At 34.7% G+C, this 22713-nt stretch carries 20 protein-coding genes and 1 pseudogene; 8 read left to right on the forward strand and 13 right to left on the reverse strand.

Annotated features, from left to right (window positions below; translation table 11 throughout):
- Positions 1-43: 43 nt before the first annotated feature.
- Positions 44-274, forward strand: a complete 231-nt coding sequence (locus GUU89_RS04450) for a DUF6341 family protein (protein ID WP_162126794.1) — start codon at positions 44-46, stop codon at positions 272-274.
- Here GUU89_RS04450 and purD read toward each other — a convergent pair.
- The gene (gene purD, locus GUU89_RS04455; RefSeq protein ID WP_162126795.1) at positions 266-1540 is read right to left on the reverse strand and encodes a phosphoribosylamine--glycine ligase; all 1275 of its coding nucleotides are present in this window, start codon (positions 1538-1540) and stop codon (positions 266-268) included. The genes GUU89_RS04450 and purD overlap by 9 nt on opposite strands.
- A 105-nt stretch (positions 1541-1645) precedes the next feature.
- Between purD and GUU89_RS04460 the strand changes: the two genes are divergently transcribed.
- From GUU89_RS04460 to GUU89_RS04475, 4 genes are all read left to right on the forward strand, one after another.
- Positions 1646-3019 (forward strand): T9SS type A sorting domain-containing protein, encoded by a 1374-nt coding sequence (locus GUU89_RS04460; RefSeq protein ID WP_162126796.1) that lies wholly within the window; start codon positions 1646-1648, stop codon positions 3017-3019.
- Positions 3020-3082: 63 nt separating this feature from the next.
- Positions 3083-4396: a phenylacetate--CoA ligase family protein gene (locus tag GUU89_RS04465; protein WP_162126797.1), complete on the forward strand. Its 1314-nt coding sequence runs from the start codon at positions 3083-3085 to the stop codon at positions 4394-4396.
- A gap of 4 nt (positions 4397-4400) precedes the next feature.
- Complete coding sequence (gene wecB, locus GUU89_RS04470; protein ID WP_162126798.1) at positions 4401-5486, forward strand: non-hydrolyzing UDP-N-acetylglucosamine 2-epimerase; 1086 nt, start codon at positions 4401-4403, stop codon at positions 5484-5486.
- Entirely contained in the window at positions 5486-6670 is a 1185-nt protein-coding gene (locus tag GUU89_RS04475) for a glycosyltransferase family 4 protein (protein WP_162126799.1), read from the forward strand. The genes wecB (GUU89_RS04470) and GUU89_RS04475 overlap by 1 nt, the downstream gene beginning before the upstream one ends.
- Here GUU89_RS04475 and GUU89_RS04480 read toward each other — a convergent pair.
- From GUU89_RS04480 to GUU89_RS04500, 5 genes are all read right to left on the reverse strand, one after another.
- Positions 6667-8019 carry an undecaprenyl-phosphate glucose phosphotransferase gene (locus GUU89_RS04480; RefSeq protein WP_162126800.1) on the reverse strand — a complete coding sequence of 451 codons (1353 nt, stop codon included), beginning with the start codon at positions 8017-8019 and terminating at the stop codon, positions 6667-6669. The two genes, GUU89_RS04475 and GUU89_RS04480, sit on opposite strands and share 4 nt — an antisense overlap.
- Entirely contained in the window at positions 8019-9002 is a 984-nt protein-coding gene (locus tag GUU89_RS04485) for a UDP-glucuronic acid decarboxylase family protein (protein WP_162126801.1), read from the reverse strand. Before GUU89_RS04485 ends, GUU89_RS04480 begins: the two co-directional genes overlap by 1 nt.
- A gap of 6 nt (positions 9003-9008) precedes the next feature.
- Positions 9009-10367 (reverse strand): O-antigen ligase family protein, encoded by a 1359-nt coding sequence (locus tag GUU89_RS04490; protein ID WP_162126802.1) that lies wholly within the window; start codon positions 10365-10367, stop codon positions 9009-9011.
- On the reverse strand, positions 10300-11415 hold the full coding sequence (locus GUU89_RS04495; protein WP_162126803.1) for a DUF1972 domain-containing protein: 1116 nt from the start codon (positions 11413-11415) through the stop codon (positions 10300-10302). The genes GUU89_RS04490 and GUU89_RS04495 overlap by 68 nt, the downstream gene beginning before the upstream one ends.
- Positions 11416-11523: 108 nt before the next feature.
- A complete protein-coding gene (locus GUU89_RS04500) occupies positions 11524-12627 on the reverse strand; it encodes a glycosyltransferase family 4 protein (protein WP_162126804.1) in 1104 nt (367 codons plus the stop codon).
- Positions 12628-12698: 71 nt separating this feature from the next.
- Here GUU89_RS04500 and wecB (GUU89_RS04505) point away from each other — a divergent pair.
- Positions 12699-13813, forward strand: a pseudogene (wecB, locus tag GUU89_RS04505) (non-hydrolyzing UDP-N-acetylglucosamine 2-epimerase).
- On the opposite strand, the gene GUU89_RS04510 reads toward wecB (GUU89_RS04505), so the two are convergent.
- The 4 genes from GUU89_RS04510 to GUU89_RS04525 all read right to left on the reverse strand — a co-directional run bounded on the left by GUU89_RS04510 (position 13810) and on the right by GUU89_RS04525 (position 17848).
- Positions 13810-15051 carry a hypothetical protein gene (locus GUU89_RS04510; RefSeq protein ID WP_162126805.1) on the reverse strand — a complete coding sequence of 414 codons (1242 nt, stop codon included), beginning with the start codon at positions 15049-15051 and terminating at the stop codon, positions 13810-13812. The pseudogene wecB (GUU89_RS04505) and the gene GUU89_RS04510 sit on opposite strands and share 4 nt — an antisense overlap.
- Before the next feature lie 12 nt (positions 15052-15063).
- Positions 15064-16302 carry an oligosaccharide flippase family protein gene (locus tag GUU89_RS04515; protein ID WP_162126806.1) on the reverse strand — a complete coding sequence of 413 codons (1239 nt, stop codon included), beginning with the start codon at positions 16300-16302 and terminating at the stop codon, positions 15064-15066.
- Position 16303: 1 nt separating this feature from the next.
- Positions 16304-17044: a class I SAM-dependent methyltransferase gene (locus GUU89_RS04520; protein WP_162126807.1), complete on the reverse strand. Its 741-nt coding sequence runs from the start codon at positions 17042-17044 to the stop codon at positions 16304-16306.
- Between the two features lie 255 nt (positions 17045-17299).
- Complete coding sequence (locus GUU89_RS04525) at positions 17300-17848, reverse strand: hypothetical protein (protein WP_162126808.1); 549 nt, start codon at positions 17846-17848, stop codon at positions 17300-17302.
- Positions 17849-18004: 156 nt separating this feature from the next.
- Here GUU89_RS04525 and GUU89_RS04530 point away from each other — a divergent pair, with 156 nt between their 5' ends.
- Together GUU89_RS04530 and GUU89_RS04535 are read left to right on the forward strand one after the other, a co-directional pair.
- A complete protein-coding gene (locus GUU89_RS04530; protein ID WP_162126809.1) occupies positions 18005-19492 on the forward strand; it encodes a glucosyltransferase domain-containing protein in 1488 nt (495 codons plus the stop codon).
- 4 nt (positions 19493-19496) lie between these two features.
- A complete protein-coding gene (locus GUU89_RS04535; RefSeq protein ID WP_235921979.1) occupies positions 19497-20444 on the forward strand; it encodes a glycosyltransferase family 2 protein in 948 nt (315 codons plus the stop codon).
- Here the strand turns inward: GUU89_RS04535 and rfbD are convergent.
- From rfbD to rfbA, 3 genes are read right to left on the reverse strand one after another with little or no spacing between them, the layout of a single operon-like run.
- Positions 20441-21304: a dTDP-4-dehydrorhamnose reductase gene (gene rfbD, locus GUU89_RS04540; protein ID WP_162126810.1), complete on the reverse strand. Its 864-nt coding sequence runs from the start codon at positions 21302-21304 to the stop codon at positions 20441-20443. The two genes, GUU89_RS04535 and rfbD, sit on opposite strands and share 4 nt — an antisense overlap.
- Positions 21298-21849, reverse strand: coding sequence for a dTDP-4-dehydrorhamnose 3,5-epimerase (gene rfbC, locus GUU89_RS04545; RefSeq protein WP_162126811.1), 552 nt, complete (start codon positions 21847-21849; stop codon positions 21298-21300). The genes rfbD and rfbC overlap by 7 nt, the downstream gene beginning before the upstream one ends.
- A 3-nt stretch (positions 21850-21852) precedes the next feature.
- Positions 21853-22710, reverse strand: a complete 858-nt coding sequence (gene rfbA, locus GUU89_RS04550) for a glucose-1-phosphate thymidylyltransferase RfbA (RefSeq protein WP_162126812.1) — start codon at positions 22708-22710, stop codon at positions 21853-21855.
- Positions 22711-22713: the final 3 nt, after the last annotated feature.

Below are 22713 nucleotides of genomic sequence, written 5' to 3' on the forward strand. Positions count from 1 at the left end.
GATATTTTATACATTTGTGACGGTAAATATAACATTTTATAAAATGAAAGCATTTTTTGAAGGCATTCAAACCTTATTTGTAGATTTTTTATTCAAACCTTTAGATTGGATGCGTACCTTGGAATTAAGCAACTGGTGGTTGGCTAATATTGTTAGCTGGGCATTAATGTTGATTTGTGCCAAATACGTAATATACTGGTGTAAAGAATTGAAAAAACATCAAGATAACAACGAAGAAAACCAAGATACTACGGCACACTCTTTCTTAAAGTAAGTCGAACCCAATATCTTTTCTAAAATACATCTTATCAAAATGTAGCTTGTCTATATTTTGGTAAGATTTTTTTATGGCCTCCTGAAAGTTATCGCCGTAAGAGGTAACCGCTAAAACCCTTCCTCCGTTGGTGACTACTTTTCCGTTTTCTAACTTAGTTCCCGCGTGAAAAACAATAGAATCTTCTATACTTTCGAAGCCTGAAATCTCAAACCCTTTTTCATAATCCTCAGGATACCCTCCCGAAACGACCATGATTGTCGTGGCACTTCTTTCATCAATTTCTAAAGTAACTTCATCTAATTTTTGATCTGCCACGGCTTGAAACAATTCTACTAAATCCGATTTGATTCTCGGCATCACCACTTCGGTTTCCGGATCGCCCATTCTCACATTATACTCAATAACCATAGGCTCACCCTTTACATTGATTAAACCAATAAAAACAAACCCTTTGTATTCTATACCGTCTTTTTGTAAACCGGCAATCGTTGGTTTTACAATACGGGTTTCTATTTTTTCTAATAGTACTTCATCGGCAAAAGGCACTGGGGAAACGGCTCCCATGCCACCGGTATTCAGGCCGGTATCGCCTTCTCCGATTCGTTTGTAATCTTTGGCTGTTGGCAGCATTTTATAATTTTTGCCATCCGTCAAAACAAAACAACTCAATTCAATGCCGTCCAGAAATTCTTCGATAACAACCTTAGAACTGGCAGTGCCGAATTTGGCATGCACCAGCATATTTCGCAATTCAGTTTTTGCCACTTCTAAATCATTCAAAATCAAAACACCTTTCCCGGCGGCTAAGCCATCGGCTTTCAAAACATAAGGTGGTTGCAAAGTCTCCAGAAAGTTACAGCCCTTTTCAACTGTTTCAGCAGTAAAACTGTCATAGGCTGCAGTTGGAATTTTATGCTTGATTAGAAATTCTTTAGCAAATTCTTTACTACCCTCGAGCTGTGCTCCCACTTTAGAAGGGCCAATTACCGGAATGTGGTTTATATCGGAGTCGCTTTTGAAAAAATCATAAATTCCAAGTACCAAGGGGTCTTCCGGGCCCACCACTACCATATCCACTTTTTCCTTTATCGCGAAAGTTTTTACGGCATTAAAATCATTGGGATTTAGAGAAATATTTGTAGCTATAGCATCAGTTCCGGCATTCCCGGGTGCTACAAAAAGTTGGGTGCATTTCGAACTTTGAAGCAGTTTATAAGCTAAAGCGTGTTCTCTGCCGCCTGAGCCCAGTAGTAAAATGGTCATGTTGTTGTTGTGTTGTGTGTTTAAGCATGCAAAAATAGTATGTTTATTTTTTTATCGCGTATTTTTCACTAATTTAGTGTTCTAAAAATCTAAAAAACAAATACTATGAAAAAATTATTACTTTCATTGTCCTTATTTTCAGTAGGATTAGTAACTCATTCCCAATCTTGGGTTTCACAAGCCACAGGATTTACCGCCGAATCTCGAGGAGTATCCGAAATTCATGTTGTAGATGCCAATACAGTTTGGGCAATGGCTTTTGATGGAGCTCCAATAACAACCGCTCATCCTGCCGCTCTTAATATTCAAGAGTTTACTTTAACGACGGATGGGGGCAGCAGCTGGACACCTGGTATTATTGATGTTGGAGATACCACTTATGAACTAAACAATATTTCTCCTGTAAGTGGCACAACCGCATGGGTTTCAGCTATTAATAACACTACGGATGATCCTAATATTGGTGTTGGTGTGGTTTGCAAAACTTCTGATGCCGGTTTGACATGGGAGGCACAAAATACTTCCGGTTTTCAAACAGCTGGTGAATCTTTTTTAAACGGGGTGCACTTTTTTGACGCCAATAATGGTATTGCTTACGGTGACCCATTGGGAGGTGAATTTGAAATATACAGAACAACCGATGGTGGTGACAACTGGACTCAAGTTCCTGCTGCCAGTCTTCCGGATCCAATATCAGGCGAATATGGATACAATAGTATTCCAACCGTTGCAGGAAATACACTTTGGTTTACTACCAACAAAGGAAAAATGTACAGAACTACCAATATGGGGGTAAATTGGACAAAATTAAATGGTCCTACAGGTTTTACCGACTTTGGAGCAACAGCAATCAACGGTAGATTACTTTTCAGCGACAACAATAATGGTATTATAATGGGAACAACTAATGGTTCTGCTACTACTCCAACTTATAAAATTTGGAAAACTACAGATGGTGGTGCTACTTGGTCAGCGCCAATTACTTATACCGGTTACAGATTGTTAACCTATGTTCCGGGTACATCTATCTTAGTAGCTTGTGGTGCCGGTACTTCTTCAGGTGGTGTTGGTTCTGCTTACAGTACAGATAACGGTACAACATGGACAACTATCGACACTAATATCGAACAACGATTAACTCCGGCATTTTTTAATAGCACTACCGGTTGGTGCGGTGGATTCAGCACGGATTCAATCACTGACGGGATTTTTCAATTTAGTGGTAATTTAGGCACTGAGCAATTTGCAGCTAATACGATTAAATTATATCCAAATCCCGCAACTTCAGTGGTAAATATCGCTGCTCAATTGGATTCTTATAACGTTAAAGTTACTGACATGACCGGAAAAGTAATGCTTAACAAAGCTTTCAGTGGCGTTGAAAACACGGTAGACATTTCTAGTTTTGCGACTGGCGTTTATTTCTTTGAAATTAAATCCGGAAACAAATCAGAAACTACTAAGATTATGAAAAATTAATGCTGAATAAATAGTATTTTTAAGGGCTGACAAATGTTGGCCCTTTTTTATTGCTTATACAGTATGTTTAATATTTTCGATTTATCGCTGAAGGTAAATGGTTACCCGATGGAAGAAGCCGTGGCTGAATTTGAAAAAATTCAAGCAGTTTCAGCTACTGTCTACGAAAATTACATAACAGAAAAGAAAAATCAAATTGTTGCCTTTCATTTAAAAAACAACAAATCCTATTGCGAATTAGTAGGCAAAGACACTTTTTCTCATTGGAATGAACTTCCTGTGATGACCAAAAAAGAGTTTCAAAAACCATTAATCGAAAGACTTTCTACAGGCTATACTTTAAAAAATGTGTATGTCAATAAAACATCTGGCTCCAGTGGTGACCCGTTCATTTTTGCCAAAGATAAATTCTGTCATGCACTTACTTGGGCTAACATATTCAATAGGTTTGGATGGTTTTCTATTAATTTTAACACTTCTTTTCAGGCTAGGTTTTATGGTATTCCGTTAGATTTTGTCGGTAATGCCAAAGAACGTTTGAAAGATTTTTTGGGTCATCGGTATCGGTTTCCCATCTTTGATTTATCGGATATTTTTTTGGAAAAAGTGCTGCTGAAATTCAAACAAAAACGATTTGATTATATTAACGGCTATACCAGTTCTATTGTTTTATTTGCTAAATTTTTAGAACAAAAAAAAGTAGTACTAAAAACCGTTTGCCCAACTTTAAAATGCTGTGTGGTTACTTCGGAAATCCTTTTTGACGCGGATAAAGCACTGCTCGAAAAACAATTTGGCGTTCCGGTGGTGAATGAATATGGCGCTTCCGAATTGGATTTAATTGCGTTTCAAAATCCCGACGGTGACTGGCAAGTTAATTCTGAAACCCTATTTGTAGAAATTTTAGACGATCAAAATAATGTGCTCCCCAATGGGCAGGAAGGGCGCATTGTAATTACGTCTTTGTACAACAAAGCTCATCCGTTTATTCGTTATGACATTGGAGATATTGGTATTTTGGATGAAAAAAGTACCGCTAAAAAACCGTTACTGAAAAAACTGATCGGAAGAACCAATGATGTAGCCCAATTGCCCAGCGGGAAAAAAGCACCGGGACTAACCTTTTATTATGTCACCAAAAGCATAATAGAAGATGGTGGAAACGTAAAAGAATTTGTGATAAAACAAACCAAAATTGATACTTTTGACATTGAATATGTAAGTCAAAATGAATTAACGGCAACCCAAATTCAACAGATAGAAAAAGCCATTATCACTTATTTGGAAACCGGTTTGACCATAACATTCACCCGAAAAGAAAAACTGGACCGAAGCAAAAGCGGCAAATTGAAACAGTTTGTTTCACTATTAAAATAACCCTATGAAAATTACCATAGTTGCAGGGGCAAGACCAAATTTTATCAAAATTGCCCCCATCATCAAAGCGATTGAAAAAAAGCAACGCGAAGGAGCCGACATCTCTTATCGCTTGGTGCATACCGGGCAGCACTATGACAAAAACCTCAGCGATACATTCTTTAAAGAACTAAATATTCCGCAACCGGACGCTAATTTAGAGGTGAAAAGCGGCTCACAATCGGTACAAACGGCTGCGATTATGATTGCTTTTGAACAAGAATTAATTCAAAATCCGTGTGATGTAGTTTTAGTAGTTGGCGATGTGAATTCAACCATGGCGTGTGCAATTGTGGCTAAAAAACTGAATACGAAAGTCACTCATGTAGAGGCCGGAATCCGTTCCGGGGATATGACCATGCCGGAGGAAATCAACCGAATGGTAACGGATAGTATTACCGATTATTTTTTTACTACCTCAACAACAGCTTCGGAAAATTTGTTGCGCTATGGTGCTGAACCCACCAACGTTCATTTCGTTGGCAATGTCATGATTGATACGCTATATCAAAACTTAGATCGAATTTCAGCTCCTTCTTTTTGGGATGATTTTCAATTGGCAACCGGCAATTATATTGTATTAACCCTACATCGACCTGCCAATGTAGATGAAGAAAAATCATTAATTCAACTCTTGGAAGGCATTGATCAACTAGCCGAAGGGAAAAAAATAATTTTTCCCATACATCCCCGAACTAAAGCAATTTTGGGCGAACAACAAATAAACACCAAAAACATCTTTTTTGTAGAACCGCAAGGCTATCTGCATTTTATGTTTTTGATTAGAAACAGTTTTGCTGTGATTACTGACAGTGGCGGTATTTCGGAAGAAACCACTGTATTGGGAATCCCTTGTTTTACGATGCGAAACAATACCGAAAGACCCGAAACCCAAACCATCGGAACTAATACTTTAGTGGGAACTTCGATTGATAATTTGGAGAAAACATTTAGCGAATTCTTAAAAAATGGCCCCAGAAAAGCCGGAATTCCGGAACTATGGGATGGCAAAGCTTCGGAACGTATTATTGAAATTCTGCTGCAAAAATAATGGAAGACATTCTCATCATATCCAATTATTATCCGCCTGAACAAGGTGCTGCTGCCAATAGAATTGAGCAATTGGCATTAAAACTACATCAAAATAACTATCGAGTTTCTGTGGTTTGTCCTCTCGGAAATTACCCGAAAGGAGTATTATTTCCGGAATATAAAGGCAAATTTTCAGTTACCGAAAACCTGGACAACATTACGGTGAAAAGAATATGGATTTATCCGAGTGTAAGCAAAAATTTAATTGTTCGGATTCTCTCTGTTTTATCCTTTTCGTCAAGTTTGTTTTTTTATTTGTTATTCAAAAAGACACCACAAAAAGTAGTGGTCCAATCGCCACCGCTGTTGCTTTCTTTTATTTCGGTTTTGGTACTTTCGTTAAAAAAGAAAAAAATAATTTTAAATGTTTCCGATTTATGGCCCTTGGCGGCTATTGAATTGGAAGCTTTGAAAAAGGGTTCGTTATCCCATAAATTTTCGTTATTTCTAGAGCGTTTTATTTACAAAAGAGCCGCTGTGATTTTGGGGCAATCCAATGAAATTATTACACACATTCACTCTCTTTTCCCGAATAAAAAGTGTTTTTTATACCGCAATTTCCCTGACCATAAAGTAGAAGAAATGACTTTGAAAACTGCCGAAAATCAACCGATAAAACTATTTTATGCCGGGTTGCTGGGCATTGCTCAAGGGGTTTTTGAATTGTGTCAAAACTTGGAATTAAAAGGTCTTACTATCGAATTGCATCTGTTTGGCGATGGTGCTGAAAAAAACGAAATAGAGCGCTTTATTTCAACACAAAAAGAACAAAAAATAGTCTTTCATGGCATGCTGGAACGCAAAGCACTGCATGAAAAACTTCAGACATTTGATATCGCTATTGTACCGTTGAAAACCAGAATTTATGGTTCGGTTCCTTCTAAAATTTTTGAATATGGCTCATTAGGTTTTCCTATCCTTTATTTCGGAGGTGGGGAAGGTGAAACGATTGTCAACGAACACCAATTGGGCTGGGTAGCAAAAGTGGGTAATTACAATGACTTAAATCAAAAACTGACGTTGATTTCAAAGCTTAAAAAAGCTGAAGTTGACTTGATGAAACAGCACATTTTTAAAGAGGCACAACAGCGTTTCGATTTGGATAATCAAATGAAAGAATTGATTGCCCTTGACGTTTTCTAATAGGCTTTTTCTTCACCCTTGACAGCGTTATAGACTGTCAAAAAGATGATTTTTAAGTCTAATAAAAGTGACCAATTTTCAAGATAGAAAATATCGTATTTAACCCTATAAATGATGTCTTTATCCGTTTCTACTTCTCCTCTGAACCCTTTTGTTTGAGCCAGTCCTGTAATTCCCGGTTTGATAAAATGTCTTACCATAAATTTATCAATTCTTCGAGCATACATTTCGGTATGACTAACCATGTGCGGTCTTGGTCCTACCACTGACATATCTCCTAATAAAACATTAAAAAACTGTGGTAATTCATCAATACTTGTTTTTCTGATAAATTTGCCAATCCTTGTTATTCTTGGGTCATTTTTGGAAACTTGATATAAGTCGGCAATATCATTAAGTGTCATTGATCGAAACTTGAAACATTCGAACTCATGATAATTCAATCCGTTTCTTTTTTGCCTGAAAAAAATCGGTCCTCTAGATTCGATTTTAATTAAAACAGCCAAAATTGGTATTAACCAAGATAACACTCCCAAGATTATTACTAATGCAAAAACTATATCAAACAATCGTTTTATTATTTTATTGGTTGTTTCATCAAGCGGAATATTGCGCAATGAAATTATGGGTATATAATCATAGTAGTCGAAAATTAAATTTCTGGATAATACCTCCTTATTGTCTGGTAAGAATTTTAAAATTTTGAGGTTATTATCTGTAAAATCGATAAACTTGCTTATATCTGTATTGGTTAAATCTGACAATGAACAATAGATTTCATCAATTTTATGCTCTAAAACAAAATCAAAACAGGACTCTATTTGTGTTTTTTTATTTTCAACTAAATCAAATATGTTAATCAACTTATATCCGTAATCCGGATTTTCAGTAAAAAACTCTGCTAACTGCCCTACTGTTTTTCCATTTCCGACGATGACAACTTTTCTAAAATTACCACCAAAAACAACCCTGAACTTTCTTAAAAAATAGTATATAAAAAGCTTAGTAAAAGAAATAATCAAAATGGAGTAGGATACAAACTGCAGAATTATTTTAGTATCATAAAATTTCGAAAAGTATCCTACATAAGCAAAATTTAAGATGATAAATATGAAGTATTGTTTGATAATTTTCCCAAAAATCTCAATTACTTTAGTATAACGATATATCTCGTAAAAGCCCGTGTTATAGGCTATAGAAACCCAAGATACAACCAAAAAGAGGTAAAATGGCAACATTTGCAAATTTTCAGGTATTAGCTCAACAGATAATAAAATAATTACTGTCAAGTCTAATAAATATGAAAAAGGCCTAATGTAGCCAGAATATCTTCCTGTCTTTTTTCTCATTAAAAAATGTATTTGGAAAAATCTTTGTGTTCTTCTTTTAAAAGTTCCTCAGAAGTCAGTGATTTGAAATAATCATAGGTTAATTTCATTCCCTCTTCTCTTGAAACTTTAGCACTCCAGCCTAACAACTGTTTAGCTTTGGTTATATCGGGTTGGCGCTGTAATGGGTCGTTTACCGGTAACGGATGGTAAACTACCTTTTGATTTGTTCCGGTTAATTTTATGATTTCATCTGCAAAATCTTTAATAGTAATTTCATCCGGATTCCCAATATTTACTGGGTATACATAATCAGAATGTAATAACCTGAAGATACCCTCTACTTGATCCGTTACATAACAGAATGATCTTGTTTGGCTTCCATCACCAAATATGGTTAAATCTTCCCCACGTAATGCTTGTCCAATAAAAGCGGGAATTACTCGACCGTCGTTCAGTCGCATCCTTGGTCCATACGTATTGAATATTCTAACAATTCTGGTTTCAACCCCATGAAAAGTATGATATGCCATAGTGATAGATTCCTGAAAACGCTTAGCTTCATCATACACTCCTCTTGGCCCAATAGTGTTTACATTTCCGTAATAATCTTCTGTTTGTGGATGAACTAATGGATCTCCGTAAACTTCTGATGTAGACGCAATGAGAATTCGGGCTTTTTTAACCCTTGCCAAACCTAAAAGATTGTGAGTTCCTAAAGAGCCTACTTTCAATGTTTGTATTGGAATTTTTAAATAATCAATAGGACTTGCCGGCGAAGCAAAATGAAGTATATAATCTATCTTTCCGGGAACATGAACAAATTTTGTTACATCGTGGTGGTAGAATTCAAAATTTTTATTTTTGAAAAGATGTTCAATATTTTTTAAATCCCCTGTGATTAAGTTATCCATTCCAATAACAAAATAGCCCTCTGCTATAAAACGATCACAAAGATGAGATCCTAAAAATCCTGCCGCACCAGTAATAAGTATTCTTTTCATATTTTTTTATTCCTTTGGGGAATTTGGCATTAAAAATCCTGAATTAAAAAGGCAATACATCGTTGTAAAAAAAACAACGCCTCTTTGTCTTAATAAAAATGATTCTGTCAAAAATAGGCTTATCATTAGAATTGCAAAAGCAAAATGCACAAAATCTTTATTTTTTAACGCTTTACGAACATTATGAACAAGCATTATGAACAAAAGCAAGAAGCCAAAAACGCCTAAGTCAGCAAAAATTTGCACATATTGGTTGTGAAAATTTTTATTTTGATACCCATCAAAATTATTCGAAGCATTACCCATGTATAAATTGTATTGGACTGCTTTTTCTTTTATTTTTTTATAGGATCCATCTTGTCCGAAACCTGTAAAAAAAGTATTGTTTTCCTTTATCAACTCTATAAAAATTCTGAACTGATAGACCCTGAAAGCAGTACCTGGGAAATAATCATTAGGTTTGAAGGTTTCATTGGTCAAGGCTTGTTTTATACTAACATTATAAACCTTATCATTTCCTTTACTAATCACGTCATTAACTGTACTATCTGCCATATTGGTTTCATATTCTATAAGAAATCTTTCTCTTATTTTTCCTATAAATGATAATGAACAAATAAACAGTAGGAAAAGAATTAAATTCCGCAATCTCATTTTTCGGGAAACTTTAGCCAAAAACAAATAATGCACAATTAATAATCCTGTAAAAACCACAATAATATTTTTGGAGGAAAGTAAAAAAACCATCAAGAACAGAAGTATCAATATGGCATAATCCAAACTCTTTTTCCCGGTTTTTCTGAAAAAATAAAAAAAGGCAATCGCCACATAAATCGATACATGAATTGCATTAAGCAGTTTGGGTACTAATCCGTAATCGTCGTTTTCTTCTCCATGATAAAAAAAGACTCTTTGGTCTCCGGTAATACTAAAACGAATAGCTGCTCGAATCAAGAAATAAAGTGAATACAACACCATCGAATAGCTGAAATACTTTATAACCTTATCTCGTTGCGCTTTTGTAAATTCTTTTGAAATTAAAAACACTAGAGGTAAAAGCAATAAGGGAATTTCCTTTAAAAGTGACGCCTTTGTGTCTTCATAGTCTATTGACCAGAATAAAGACATACACATTAAAAGGTATAATGTAATAGGATAGATTAAATATCTCTTGAAAGATATGTTCTCTTTTCTGAAAGTGATTATTGAGGTTAACAACAAAAGTCCCAGAGCAATATTGTTAATAGCAAAAGGAAGGGGGATACTCCAAACCACTAAGAGTAGTGGTAGAAAAGTTTTATTTTGTTGTGTTTCTTGTTTTATGTCGTGAAAAACATTCTTCAAAAAGACGTAAATATTTTCCATTTATTTTTTCCCAATTAAACTCATTGATAATAGCGTCAACATTGTTTTGTACCAACTGCAAGTTATCATTTTTTTTGATTGTTTTGAGAATATTTTTAACATCATTAGAGGAAGAAAAATAATAACCGTTTTCCTTTAAAACCCCCTTATTAAATTCATTGTCATGAGCAATAATCAATGCTTTTGAAGCCATTGCTTCTAACAAAGATGGATTTGTTCCTCCTACAGTATGTCCGTGAAAATATAAGTTTGAAAAAAAACGTAAATTGTTTAGGTGTTCTAAATTGTAAATCCCTCCTAAAAATCTAATAGTGCCTTTATTTTCAAATTTTTTCTTCAATGCTTCTCCATATTTATTATTATGATTCCCAATAACTAAAATCGGAGAGGTTTCATCGCTCATGGCCACTCCGTCAAGAACCATTTCAATGTTATTTTCAGGTTCAAATCGAGCCATAATCATATTGTAGTTTCCTTTCTCTACTTTGTATTCGGCAAGGATAGCTTCGTTTGGATTTAAAAATAAGTCAGCTCCATAAGCAATGTATTGAGCTTCTTTATTGTACTTTTCTTCAAGGTATTTTTTTATACCTAAGGAATCTGCAATTAAAACATCGCTGCTTTTAACCGCTAATTTTTCGGCATAAAGCAACATTTTCTGAACCTTTGAGGAATATTTGGTACGTTTCCATTCCATCCCATCCATATTGGTAATAATAATTGCTGTTTTAGGCAACAGAAAATGCCAAATAGAATTACTGGTATAGCCTAATTGCAGTATGATATCAAAATTTCTTTTTCTAGAATCTAAAATACAATTCAAATCATAAACAAACTGACCTACAGTACCTATTTTGTACTCAGGATCAAATTGGTGAATTAAATGGACGCCTTCGTAGATAATGCCTTTATAAGGATGATTATGGGAATTGTAAACATATACTTCGTGCCCCTTTCTGACAAGGTAGGTAGAAAAAAACTCTGCAAATTGCTCGAAACCACCGTAATGATTGGGCACTCCGCGTGTCCCTAAAATGGCTATTTTCATGAAATTTTATTACGGTTTGCTACTGTTTATTCTTTCAGTGCAAACATAATAAATAGATTTGACTTGATATACTCATTCATTAAAAACAACTGCTTAACAATATAACGACTAGTCAGCTGAAAGCTTATAAGCATTAAGTGTGGCTTCGGCTGTTTTATCCCAAGTATAATGGTCTAATATTTTATGTTTTAGTCCCGGATTCACAGGATTGTTATAGGCACTGTCAATTGCTGTTTTGATTGATTGAATATCATCGGGTTCACAGTAATAAGCATAATCTTCAAAGTAATCATAGGTATCGCCTTTTCGGGTAACTACTACATTGCAATCCATCGCTGCGGCTTCTAAGGTTGATAATCCGGGGGTTTCCATCCAGCTTACTAAGGCATGAACTTTGGCCACTTTGTACAGATTTTTCAAATCATCATGCGGAACTGCTCCTAAAAAGAAAACATTTTCGCCCGCTTCCTGATGCACTTGTTCTACATATCCTTTTTGATTTTGAGATTCTTTGCCCACCAAAACCAATTTATACTTAGTGTCTTTCACGGCTCTGACCAAACTCAATGTTGATTTCCTTCCTTCAATTCGAGCGGCGCACAAAATACAGTCTCTGAATTTTTCATATGGATTAACCTCAGCATCAGATTCCGAGGTAAAAACCGATTTGTCAATGGCATTGGGCACACTAACGTACTTATAGTTTTTTAGTTTAAACTCACCGGCCACTCTTTTCATTTCAGAATCGGAGTTCGGAAGAAAAACACTGGTGTTATCTACAATCTCTTTCATCAGACCGTAGTAGCCTTTGAAAAGCATTTTGTAAACGCCTTTATGCATCCTTTTTTCTTTATAATGCTTAACCAAAATCTTGATGTAGCCAATTTGGTATGGCGATAGTATGTTGGCCAGTTTTTGAAAAAGACCCCCGCGTGCTTTTCGTTCAAACTCGGTATACAAGCCATAAATGGTAGAGAGTACAATCTTTTTGTGTTGCTTTTTGGCATTGAGCATTTGAATATAAATATCCTGAGGCTCCATTAAATTGAATAAATGAACCAAATCGTATCCGGTTAAATCGGGTTCCAATTCTAAGGATATGTCAACCGTGACTCCTGATTTTTCAAGGAATTCTTTAGTTTTCAGCATTTGAACCATGTCGCCGCCGGGAGCATTAAATAAGTTGGTACGGGTTTGAAATAAAACTTTCATTATCTAGGGTTACATATTGCAAATATAGATTTTATTACTAGTTTTACGGCTTACTAAATTGGCTCTTTTTAATGAAAAAAGTTCTGTTTCTTTTTGGAACTCGTCCCGAAGCGATCAAGATGGCACCTCTTGTCGCGTCTTTTACTTCTGATAAAAATTTTGAGGTAAAAGTGGGCGTTACTGCGCAGCACCGCGAAATGCTTGATCAAGTTTTATCCTTTTTTGAAATACCCGTAGATTACGACTTGAATGTGATGAAACCCAATCAGACCTTGCATGAATTGACTTCTAATTTGATTTCAAAAATAACTTCGGATATTTTACTGAAAGAGCACTTTGACTTGGTTTTTGTACAAGGTGATACTACTACTGTTTTGGCCGGTGCTTTGGCTGCTTTTTATCAAAAAATTAAAATTGTACATATCGAGGCCGGTTTACGAAGTGGTGATATGTTATCGCCTTTTCCGGAAGAAATGAATCGTGTTTTGACCTCACGAATAGCTTCGTTTCATTTTTGCCCTACCGAAGCTTCTCAGGAAAATTTGATTAGGGAAAATCTAAAAGATAATGTTTACGTTGTAGGAAACACCGTGATTGACGCCTTGTTGATGGGGTTGAAAAAAATTGATGCTGCCAAAGAAACGGAATTACTTTCCAAATTTGATTTTATAGATTTTTCGAAAAAAGTGATTTTAGTTACTTGCCATCGAAGAGAGAATTTCGGAAAACCTTTTGAAGAAATCTGTGATGCATTGCTTGAAATTTCATCCACTTATAACGAGACGGTGGAAATTGTGTATCCGGTTCATTTAAATCCCAATGTGAAAGAAGTAGCGCAACGCAAATTGATTGCCAATAACATTAAACTCATTACCCCGTTGGATTATCCGGAATTGATTTGGATGATGAACAAAAGCAATATTATTGTGACCGATTCAGGGGTATTCAGGAAGAAGCGCCAAGCCTTGGCAAGCCTGTTTTAGTATTGAGAGAAGTTACCGAAAGAATGGAAGGCGTTGAGGCCGGAACCGCTATATTGGTTGGTTCAGATAAAGCTAAAATTGTTTTGGAAACCAAGAAATTATTAGAGGACCAATCCTATTATGCTCAAATTGCTACCGCATCTAATCCTTACGGAGACGGAACTACCAGCGAAAAGATAAAAGAGATTATTGCTCGTTGCTAAACGACTCTATCAGTTACTTTTTGAGTGATTTCTTTGTAAGCCATAAAGAATCCTACTAAAATAGATTTGGAATCTTCGGTGAAATAGTATCCCATTAAAACCCAATTGGAAACAACTAGGAAAATAGCTGTTCCCACCAACATTAAGTTGATGTTTTGATTAATCGGAATGGATGATTTGGGCTGATTATAGACCAGATAGATAGAAAACAGCAGAATTATAATCCCAATTATTCCAGATTTTAAGTAAGTAGTCATAAGGGCATTGTGCATAACTGAAATAAAACGGATTTTCATATCTCCCAAGTATACCTCTTGTTTTAAATCAACTTTAGAACCCAAGCCTGCACCAAATACTATAGACTCAGCCCCTTTATTCTTCATTTGTTTGAGTGTATTGATGGTTTCAACTGAACGATAGTTGTCATTGAAATCAATATAATCTTCGGTATTTATTTTACTTTTGAACGGCTCCGTTGGTGCCACTTTAATTTTATATAAAAAGGCCTCCATTCCTTCTCCATTTCTCCTTGGATTGATGTATAAAATGGCGGTATAACCAATAATCGTAATGCCAATTACCGATAGGATGGCAATAATGGCTCTTTTGTTTAAAATGAAATACCCTTTGAGCGCAAAAAACAGAATGAAAAACTGTATGAAATTTGTTCTAGACAAGTATAAAAAGCTGGATATACCCACTGTAAAAGCCATTACATAAAATTTCTTACGAGAAAGTTCAATGTTAAATTCTTTGTGAAATAAAATCAATATCAAGGCATAGATTTCGAAATCACTGAAAAAACCGCCATGCAAACGCAGATCATTTACCGTGTAAGCCTTAAAAAAAACTACTGCGCTTAATAAAAAGACAAGATGAATTCTGGAAATCCAAAAACCAATATTGGCTATGGTTCCAAATGCTTTTTGATAATTATATTTACAAATTTGATACCCTAAAACCAGCCCAAGAATAGGTTTCAGAAGATATGTTATATCACGAATTATAAAAAAGAGATTATGTCCTTCAAATTTTGTGGATAAAAAAGCAATTAGTAAAATGAGGATAAAACAAGAAAGATATTTTACAAAAGCAACAGAATAGCTTTTTTGTAAAGTCACCAACACCGTAAAGCCCCACAAAACAAATGTTATTTCATAGCTCCCCATGTAAGGAACTGCTAAACATAATGCCAGCAATAATTGATAAAAAAAGTTACTTTGTAAAATGATTTTCATTTGATACAATTTCTATAATTCATTCTTTTTGATTTTAAAAACCAATAACAATGTTAAAATAATTTCTCCGGAAAGTACAGCTAAAATACAACCTTTAAAAGAATAAAACGCACATCCTACTACCATTAAAATTAAGGTTATAAAAGTGTAGATGATATTGGTGTTTCTGAATAAGGCAGAACGGTTAAGTCCGTTCAAATAATGGTACCCTATCAGATTGTTTAAAATGATAAAAAAGAACCAGCCCGAAAAAACTTGAAGCCAAAAAGCATATGATACCAGCTTGGGGTTCAAAAAGTTCATAGCCGTAACCGAAAACAACTGAAGAAATAAAATACATCCTAAAGAAAAAATAAGCGCTATTGCTCCATATTTCAAAACAGACTGCTTTCCTTTTTCTACACTAATTTGAAAGTTAGCCATATTCCTTGGGTAAATAGCTGTAGAGTAAGGGACATAAACCGACACCAAAATTTTAAGCACCCTATCAATTGCCGAAAAAGCACCAATAATCAAAATGTCTTTTTCAAAGAAACTCAAAATGATAATTGTACCGTTAAAAACTAAAGAGGTAGTACTGATGGTAATAAAATAGTCTAATCCTTCTTTTAGGAAATCAGTATAATTTTGAAAAGAAAAAAATCTGATTTTTACTTTAACCGAGTAAACCGCAATTAATATTGTTATGATGCCACTGAGTAGAAAAGATATTGAATAAACCAGCGGAATGATATACATATCCTTTGGCGATTTGACCAATAAAAGAACTAAAATATTGGAAGCTAATTTTATGCTTGAATTCACCGTTGAAAACCACCCCAGCTTTTCGAGTCCTTGAAAAAACCATTGCAGGTTTATGGCATTTCCAAATATCATTCCGATAAATAACAGCCCAAAAGAGGTAAATCCGTTGAATTTTGGATTTAGTAAGATATAAACAATCCAAACAATTGATGTGAGGACTGCAATGCCAATTTTTAGTGATAAAATAGTCGAAAATGCTTCATCCCGTTTTTCTATATCCTCTCTGTTTATGGCAATATATTTAGACCCTGAAAAGTTGAATCCATAATCACTGAACATGAAACAAAAAATAACACTGGCATAAGCAAGGCTATACAAACCAAAACATGCCAACCCAAGTGTTTTTACTAAAAAAGGAAATACCAGTAAAGGTATTATTAGATTAAAAAACTGATTGGTAAATAAATACAAGAAATTCCTAAAAACTATTGAATTTCCTATTTTCATTTTAAAGAGGTTTTTTGGCAATGCAAACGGTTAAATATCCTTCAAAATGCATGAATTTATCCAGAAATAAAAAGAATTTACTGGTAATTTTATACTTCGTTATCCATTGTCCAAATAATGAATCGCGATCCATAGTGATTCTTTCAACATACTCTAAACCGGCCGCTTCCATTTCGTCTTTTAGGGAGTAAAACTTGTATTCTTTAGGCCATGGCCAAACTTTTTTACCAAGCATTCTTCCAATTAAATACGATAATCTGTAAGGGAGTGTATGGTGATTGGGATATGCCACAATAACATATCCTCCTTTTTTAGTTATGCGGGCATACGAAATAATGGCCTTAGTTCTTACTTCTTTTGTATAATGTTCAATAACTCCCGAGTTATAAGCTAAATCATAGGTGTTATCTGCAATTGAGTTCATGGTAAACATGTCTTCACAAATACAATTTGTTCCGTTAAAGTTTAAATCCGCACAAACTTTTTCCACTTTTTCAAGTATGGTGTGATCGTAATCCAAAAAGGTAGCTTGCTCCAAATTTTTGCTAAGTAGCATCAGGCTTATTCCGGCTTCACAGCCAATTTCAATAGCATTTTTAAAATGGTTTTCTTTAACTGTTTTTTGGAGTAACGAATTTAATTCTACTTGAAAATTTGTCGGATTAGTAAAAGAATGTTTTATGTGGTCAATGCTTATGCCTTTTGAATAATCAAGCCAAGCTTGTTTTTGGTTATCTTCCATATTGATATAAAATAAAAAACCCTTAAACGTTAAATTAATTACAACATTTTTAGGTTTGTACAAACCGTATTATTTAAATTACGGTATTTGGGAAATTTTATGGTTTAACGATAAAAATTAGACCATCAATTTCTTTCTCTTTTCAATTTCGGGCAAATATAAGTATAAAAAGGCTTTCTTCTGTAAAATGAAAAACCATAAACAGTAATTATCTGCTTATGGTTATTTAATCGTTAAGCTATATACTGTTACAATCTACTTAGATGTTGACAATCTTTTTAATAAATTTGACATATTCTCTTCATGAGGGTAGAGAGAAGGGAAGGTTCTTACATTATCTTTAACCAATGCTTTGATAACTCCTGTTTTGTAATCATAAGTACATTTACTGTCATCTTGTCTGAAGAAAATCCCTAAATCAGGACCTGATATTTTTTCAGATTTGTCAAAATATGAAAATGTAGCCGAATTAAAAACAATATCTTCCTGAGTTTTATTTACTCCAAAATCTAAACGCAATTGTGAAGGATAAACATCAGCCGGAAGATTAAAGACTACATCTTGAGGTGTATTACTGCCCTTCACATCCACCCAAATTGGTTGAATTTTTGTGAAATCAGCGGTACCATCTTCTGTGTAGAAGATACTAAATGAATCATCTTTTTTAACGGTTGCATTTACAACTACTTTAAATCCCTGTTCTTTCACAGGATCCTGAGCAGTTGCGTTAGCAGACTTATCGTCCTTACAGCTTGTAAGCAGTACTGAAAATAATATAACTGCTGCAAAAAACTTTGTTCTCATGTTTGTTATTTTTTAGTTTACAAAACTAATTTTTTTTTTTATATTAAAAGTTATCGGTGACTTTTTAGACTGAATTGTAATTATTTTTATATTTTTTTAAATATAGTTTACTTTTGCTCATAAAGATTTTTACTTTTTAACTTTTAGCGAAACATTATGAACTTTAAGACGCACAATAAAAATTTTAAATTACTGTTTTTCTCCATTGCCATCTCATTTGTGACTTATGGGTTTGGACTAACAAACTATTCTTTGAGTATTGATAGTGAAAGTCCCGTTTATGGCGATTTTTCTATGGATTTAGGCAGATGGGGGACAAATCTTGTTCGTTACCGTCTTTTTGAAGGTCACACGCCTTATTTTACGCTATTACTTGGTTTATTGTTGTTGAGTGTTACTGCTGTTGAGCTGAGTAAGCTATTCAAGTTAAATCACATTTATTCCTATCTCTTCTGCGCGATTTTTTTATCTTTTCCTCAAATGTCTTATCAATTGATATTTACCATGCAGGCAGATGTTGTCCCATTGGGCTTTCTGCTTTCTGTTGTAGGGGTTAATTTATTTTTGCAAAGTACACATAATTTTTTTTCCGTTAAGTCATTGGGGTTCTTTTTGGCTTCAGCATTGGTTTTAATGTTTGTGATTTCCATCTATCAGGCACTTATTTTTTTACCAATTATCCTTTTCTTGATTCTTTTTCTCCAAAGTTGTGATTTGGAAGATTTCAAATTTAAAAACGAATTCTTAAAAGGAATTCAGTTTAGTGCATTGTTGATTTTATCGGCTCTGCTTTATTACATATCTGTAAAATTATTATGTCCTCCGGTTGAAGGAGGCTATTTATCTTCCTATACCTCAGGAGATTCCAGTAACCGTTTTTCAAATTTCTACCAGCTTTGGACAAACAACTTAAAAGGAAAATTTTATTACGGCGAAAGAACCTATTTACTGTCGTCTCTTATAGGAATGGCATTACTGATTAAATTTGGCATTCAGAAAAAACTTTTCATTTACAGGTTTATTGCGTTATTCTTTATTCTTTTAGTTCCATTTTTCATTTCTTTTTTTATTACCAACAACACAAATCCTCCTAGAATTTATGTAGCTAGCGGCATCGTTTTTGCCTTTTTGTTTGCTTATTTTTCGAAAGAATTGAAAGCTGAAAAGATTGTTGTAATAGCTTGTTCACTTATCTTTTTGACCCATTTGTATTTTATAACCCAATTGTTTTATTCAAACTATAAAATTTACAATCACGACAAAGAAATTGCCAAGAAGATAGATTACACAATTCAAACAAAATACCCAACATTTGATGCTAATGTAAATTATGTGTATTTCTTTGGGGGGCTGCCATATGAACACCATGAAAAATATAGATTACCAAATTCTGAGGTCTTTGGAGGATCTTTATTTTCTTGGGATAATGGAAATAATTATCGAATAGTTAATTTTTTCAAATTTACAGATATCGCTTATTATAAATTTATTGATAATAAAGAAACCTACAGCAAAATTAAAGATTCAATGGCAACTATGCCTATTTGGCCTAATCCCGAATCTGTAAAAATGATTAGTAATGTAATTGTTGTAAAATTAGGAGCTCAAAAAGGCGCTCCTTTACCAGGCAATATTGATAATTAATAATATGCAAAAACCCATTATAGGCATCATTTCCCCTTGTTATAACGAGGAATTGGTATTAAATGAAACTACTGTTCAAATCAATACAATCATTTCTGATTTAATTTCAAGGAACATTGTTTCTGAAAAGAGCTTTGCGGTCTTTGTTGATGACGGAAGTAAAGATAAAACCTGGGAGCTTATCGAAGAAAAAGCTGCTGGATTACTACATGTAAAAGGATTAAAATTAGCCGGGAACGTAGGCCATCAGAATGCGCTTCTTGCCGGATTGATGGCTTTTAAAGATGAAGCCGATGCTTTAATTTCGATAGATGCCGATTTACAGGATGATGTTCGCGTAATTGAAGAGATGATCCTTAAATTCAAGCTTGGCGTTGATGTAGTTTATGGTGTCAGAAAAGAAAGACCAACAGATACTTTTTTTAAGAAAAACACAGCTTTGCTTTTCTACAACCTAATGAAAATAATGAAAGTAAACATTGTTTACAACCACGCTGATTACAGGTTATGCAGCAAAAGGGTTTTGAACTCTTTGTCAGAGTTTGGCGAAGTCAATCTATTCTTAAGAGGAATTATCCCTACAATTGGCTTTACTAAAGAAAATGTTTATTATGACCGTTTAGAGCGTTTTGCTGGAGAATCTAAATACCCTTTGAGAAAAATGCTCACATTTGCCTGGAATGGTATTACTTCTTTTAGCAATTATCCTTTGCGATTGGTAACCATTATTGGCTTTGTCATTTTTTTCTTTTGCCTTCTAATGTCTGGATATGCCTTATTTTCACTTTACCGGCATAATGTTGTTCCAGGATGGTTGTCTACCGTTTTACCTATGTATTTTTTAGGTGGAGTTCAATTATTTTGTTTCGGAATCCTTGGCGAGTATATTGGCAAAATTTACCTCGAAGTCAAAAAGAGACCCCGTTATTTTATAGATAAAAGGGTTGACTAATTTGTTATTTTAGTGTTTTTTAAACTGTCTTCCCAGCTGTCAATCCTTATTCCAAAAACCCTTTTCATTTTCCCTTTATCCAAAACACTATAAGCCGGTCTTTTAGCCGGAGTAGGATAATTGGAAGTAGGTATTGGAAGTAAATTTATGTTTATATGGTTTACTTCAAATATTTTTTTTGCAAAATCATACCAACTGCATTGCCCTTCATTGCTAAAGTTATAAATGCCAAAGTTGTTGGTTGTTGGTTGTTGGTTGTTGGTTTGAATGATTTTTATCAAAGCCTCTGCCAAATCAACGGCATGGGTTGGCGTTCCTATTTGATCATTTACTACTGAGAGTGAGTCTCTTTCTGAAGCCAAACGCAACATAGTTTTCATGAAATTGTTGCCAAATTGTGAATACACCCAAGAAGTTCTGATAATGTAATATTCAGTCATTATTTCCCGAATAGCGTGCTCTCCATCGAGTTTGGTCTGTCCGTAAACTCCCATCGGATTGGTACTGTCTTCTTCCGTATAAGGAATAGTTTTACTTCCGTCAAAAACGAAATCCGTAGATACATGAAGTAAAACCGTTTGTTGTTTTTGGCAGACTTCGGCCAAATTTTGGGCTCCCACTACATTAATTAAATATGCTTTTTCGGGTTCACTTTCGGCTTTGTCAACCGCTGTATACGCTGCTGAATTGATGCAATAGTGAGGTTGGTATTTTGCAAAAACCGTTGCACAATTATTTTTATCCGTAATATCTAAATCGGCTGAAGCACAAAAAACAAACGAAATCTCAGGGTAATTCCCCGAAACCAATTGAAGGGCTTGCCCTAATTGTCCGTTGGCACCTGTTACTAAAACTACCATGCTTTTTTGGCATTTTCTAACGTAGGCAGCATTTTATCTTTTTCAGAAATAATCAATTTTTCAACTGGAAAATTCCAATCAATATTGATGGTTTTATCATTATAAATGATACCGCCTTCGCTTTCTTTGTTATAAAAATTATCACATTTATAAAAGAAAGTGGCCGTGTTGCTCAAGACTAAAAATCCATGAGCAAAACCTCTTGGTACAAAAAACTGTTTTTGATTTTCACCGGTCAAAAATACCGATTCGTATTGACCGAAAGTGGGTGAATCAGGTCTGATATCAACCGCTACATCTATCACTTCGCCTTGTAAAACTCTAACCAATTTGGCCTGCGCATGCTCACCGGTTTGGTAGTGCAATCCGCGTAAAACCCCTTTGGAAGAATAGGATTGGTTGTCTTGAACAAAATGAACTTCAGTTCCGATGCCGTTTTGAAATGTTTTTTGATTAAAACTTTCCATGAAATAACCTCTTTCGTCGCTGATGATTTTGGGTTCAATAATATAACAACCCTCCAGTTTTGTCGGAATAAAATTCATAGTTTAAATCAAGCTTACTAAATGTGTACCGTAACCGCTTTTTAATAAGGGTTGGGCTAATTTTTTTAATTGCTCCGAATCGATAAAGCCCATTTTATAGGCAGCTTCTTCAATGGCACCAATTTTCAATCCTTGTCTTTCTTCAATAACTTGTACAAACTGACTGGCCTGCATTAAAGAATTGAACGTTCCTGTATCGAGCCAAGCAGTTCCTCTGTCGAGTATGCTTACTTTGAGTTTGCCTCTTTTTAAATATTCTTTATTGATATCGGTAATTTCCAATTCACCACGATGGCTTGGTTTGATATTAGCCGCTATGTCTACCACATCGTTGTCGTAAAAATAAATACCCGGAACAGCAAAGTTTGATTTGGGTTTTTCAGGTTTTTCTTCTATAGAAAGTACCTTCCCGTTTTCGTCAAATTCTACTACGCCATAACGTTCAGGATCATGAACATGATAAGCATAAATGATACCGCCGTCGGGGTTATTATTAGCCAAAAGTAAATCAGATAGACCGGTTCCGTAAAAAATATTATCTCCAAGAACCAAGGCTACTTTATCGTCTCCGATAAATTCTTTTCCAATGATAAAGGCTTCTGCCAATCCGTTTGGATTTTCTTGTACGGCGTACTCAAAACGACATCCTAATGATTTTCCATCGCCCAACAGCTGTCGGAATAAAGGCAAATCATGGGGTGTTGAAATGATTAATATCTCTCGAATCCCTGACCACATTAACGTGGATAGCGGATAGTAAATCATGGGTTTGTCGTAAATAGGCATCAACTGTTTACTGACCGCTAATGTTAACGGATGCAAACGCGTTCCTGAACCTCCGGCAAGTATAATTCCTTTCATAGA

The sequence above is a fragment of the Flavobacterium phycosphaerae genome (genome assembly GCF_010119235.1).
Lineage (GTDB): Bacteria > Bacteroidota > Bacteroidia > Flavobacteriales > Flavobacteriaceae > Flavobacterium > Flavobacterium phycosphaerae.